The following is a 3596-nucleotide window of genomic DNA, read 5'->3' on the forward strand; positions in this document are numbered from 1 at the left end:
ACCCGCAACCGGATCGCGGCCAGCGACGGCCCGAGCCCGTCGTGGACGTCCTGCCTCAACCGCCGCCGCTCGTCCTCCCGAGCGCTGACCAGCTGGACTCGGCTCGTCGCGAGCTCTTCCTGCAACCACAGGGCGGACACCGCCGGCGCGGCCAGGTCCGCGAGCGGCTGCAGCACGATGCGGTCCAGGTCGTCCAGCCGGGACTGTCCCGGACGCGGCGGCACGAGAAGCCTGCCGACCAGCTTTCCGTGGTAGCGCAGGTCGAACGACTCCAACTCGGCGCCCAGCTCGCCGACCTCGGCGACCCGGCGCGGCGGCTGCACCACCGTCACGTCCAGCGCCGCGCCGGGCAACCGCAGCGCGCTCACCACGATCTGGCAGACGGCGACCGGCGTCTGCGCCGGCCCCACACCGTCACGCAGCTGGCCGGCCAGCCGGCGGGCGAGTTGGTAGGGCTCGGCGCGGTCGCCGTACAGCAGCCGGTCGACCCTGGCGACGACCCAGCCGCTGATCGGGCGCAGCACCAGCCCGACGAGGGCGGCCAGCACCGCGAGCACGGCCGCCAGCGCCGCCCCGTCCCGCGGCACAGCGAGCGACATGGTGACCGCCGCGGCCATGTACACCACGGCGAGCAGCACGACCGGCACGACCCCGGCGATGATCCGCCGCGCCGCCAGGTCCAGCTCGTAGAGCCGGTCCCTGATCACCACGTAACCGATGATCGCCGGCCACACCACCGCCACCACCAGCTTGGCCGCCGCGACCCACCAGGACCAGAAGAACAGGTGCCGCAACCCCTCCTCGACCAGGAAAAGGACGAAGACCGACACCGCGATGGCGATCTGCCGGCGCGCCAGCCGGTCCGAGCCGCGCCAGCGCAGGATCGGCGAGACCGTGACGACGACGATCCCGAACCAGACGAGCAGTTCCAGCGGCCGCTGGGCCGCGGGTTGGATCGTCGCCCAGCGGGCCGAGTACAGCGCGTTGGGCATCGGCACCCCACCCGGGTGCCACCACTGAAACCCCAGCAGGGCGCTCGCCTCGACGGCGAGAATCCCGACCGGCAGACCCACCACCAGCGGCCTGGCCCACCGACCGGGCAACCGCCCGGTCGGGAAGAACAACGGGATGAGGACGAAGACGACCCGCGGGACCTCCCAGAGCGCGTACTCGCCGTACACCGCCACCCGCACCAGCGGCGTGACCTCCGTGGTGAACCGCAGCCAGGTCGACAGGCACGCCGCCACCATGAAGACGACCGCGGCGCCGAGCAACAGCCACCCCAGAACGCGCGCGACCCGGTGCGCCAACACGAGGAAGCCCGTGATGACCATCGAGGAGCCCTGCAGCACGTACTGCCAGAGCTCCACCTGGGCCATCGACCGCCGCACTACCGGCGTCGCGTGGGAAAGATAGATCGCGACCTCACCACCGGCCAGGAGCAGACCGGTCACCGCGACCGCGGCGGCCAGCCCCACCTCGCCGGCCAACCGACCGTGGACCAACCGTCCGGCCCATCCCCCGATCACCGGGACAGAGTACTGGGGTGGGCTCACCGGGCGGACCATGGCTGCTCGCCGTCGTGCCGTCACAGCCTCATACAGGCCCCCTTGTCGTCTGCCGCGCCTGCCACGAGGACATCTACTACCACGGATGCCCGACACGGCAACCACGATGAACACCGGAGAGCCGGATGCTACGGAAATCGGGCACGTCCGGTTCGGGAAGGGGCCGTCGGAAAAAGGACCACCACGGCACCTCGTCGGCGGCCTACTTCACGTCACGTACGTTTCCGTGGGAGCCCGGGGTGAGATTCCCCCGGGCGACCCGACTACTAGGCGTCGCACCGCATCCGGAAGGCGGTCACGTCCCCCGCCGGATCGCCGATCGGTGCCGTCCGCTGTGACCGCCGGCTAGAACGGGCGCGGGAACGTCCTGACCCGGTCGTAGATCTCCCGGAGCCACGGTCGGCGGACCTCGGGCAGGCGGGCCAGCGTGTCCAGGAACACCTGCGCGTCCGGGCGGAACGGAACCCACGGTTGCTGCGGTGGGAGGTCGTCCGGGAGCAGGCCGCGGGTCGCGGGCATCGACGGCGCGTCGTGTTGGAAGGCCAGGTGTTGCCACACCGGCGCGGCCACCGGCACGATCGCCGCGCCGGGTAGTCGCCACGGCGTCCCCGTCCGGGGGTGCACCGGGACCAGGGCGATGTCGCAGTCCGGCGCAGGCAGGTCCGGGCCCGCCAGGGCGGCTGTTACCGCCGGCGGACCAGGCGGTAACAACGCATCGAGTACGTGGCCGAACATGTCCGTGACCATGCCCGGCGGCAACGCCACCGGTGCGCCACCGGACGCCACCAGCAGGTGCGCCAGCGCAACCCCCGCCGCGGCCGTCCACACCGGACTCCAGTCCAGGGGCTCCTCGACCGGCGGGACGCTGTCGGGTGCCCAGTCCACGGCGGCACCGTCGACGCGCCGCACCGCGTCCGGGTCGAGCCAGACCGCCTGCCAGAACGAGCAGTCGTCGACGCGGGTCGCCACCGCGCGACCGCAGTCCACGCAGGCGAGGTTCGGGCCGGCCCGGCCGTCCAAGCCGAGACAGTAACCCTCGCACCGGTCGGGGATCAGGGCCATGCCCCGCGTGTCGCCCGGTGCGACCGCCACCGCCCCCGCCGAGCCGTACGACAACGCGTCGACGGGCGCGTACACACCTCGCGACGCCGCCTCCGCCTCGCCCACCTCCTGCCACCACCGCCACGGTGGGCCGGATGGTTCCGGGTTCACGGCGTAGGTTCCCGGTGCCATCAGAGCGGGCAGCAGCTCGTGCCCGTACTGCTGGTCCGCATGCGCCGGAAGCGCCACCCGCGCCACGGGAGCGGTCAGCTCAGCGCCGCACCCCGCGCACACGAACAGAGCCATGAGTACATCGTCCCGCGCCGGGCAACAGAAATTGACCCGCAGCCGCCACGCCGAGGCGAAACCGGCCGTGAACCGTTCGACCGTCCTCGGGGCCAGCAGTGCGTGGCGGAGCCCGGCCTTCACCGCGACCGGCAGCCACAGCGTCGCGAACAACCGGCTCACCGCGTCGAGCTGTGGTTTGCCAACGAGTTCGGCCGCTCTCGTCTGCCTGGTGACGTCGGCCAGCAGCGCGTCCACCGACCGCCTCCGCGCCGGCGTGCTCGTGATCGGTCAGCCTCGACAGGTTGCCCAGCGGCTCCTCCGCGCCGGGGGTGGCGCGTGCGTTCACCGGCATCGCGATCCGGACCGTGCCGGCGTCGACGTAGCAGCCCAGTTCGTCCACCACGCCGAACGGCAGCAGGACGGTCATCGGGCCGGCTCCTCCCGTGTCGGCGGCGCGGCCAAGCCAACCACCGACACGGGCGGTCAGCACCGGGCGAGTACGGGAACCGGGTGGAGCGGACCCGGGTCGGCGGGCAGCACCGGCCAGCCGTGGCGGCGGGCGTGCGCGCACAGTTCCGCGTCGCCGCCGACCACGTGCGGGTTGCCGACCGCCGCGAGCATCTCCAGGTCGCTGATGTGGTCGCCATAGCAGAAGCAGTCCAGCGGATCGGCGCCGAACTCGGCCAGCACCGCCGTGAC

At 72.5% G+C, this 3596-nt stretch carries 2 protein-coding genes and 1 pseudogene; all 3 read right to left on the reverse strand.

Features of this window, described 5'->3' with window-relative positions; all coding sequences use genetic code 11:
• Window positions 1-1529: hypothetical protein (locus tag ACJ73U_RS43015; protein ID WP_407783559.1), on the reverse strand; the 1529-nt coding region annotated here is incomplete at its 3' end.
• A gap of 384 nt (window positions 1530-1913) precedes the next feature.
• Window positions 1914-3152: a hypothetical protein gene (locus tag ACJ73U_RS43020; protein WP_407783560.1), complete on the reverse strand. Its 1239-nt coding sequence runs from the start codon at window positions 3150-3152 to the stop codon at window positions 1914-1916.
• Window positions 3153-3380: 228 nt separating this feature from the next.
• Window positions 3381-3596, reverse strand: a pseudogene (locus ACJ73U_RS43025) (HAD-IB family hydrolase); the annotation flags it as partial.

The organism is Actinophytocola sp. (assembly GCF_045807065.1).
Lineage (GTDB): Bacteria > Actinomycetota > Actinomycetes > Mycobacteriales > Pseudonocardiaceae > Actinophytocola.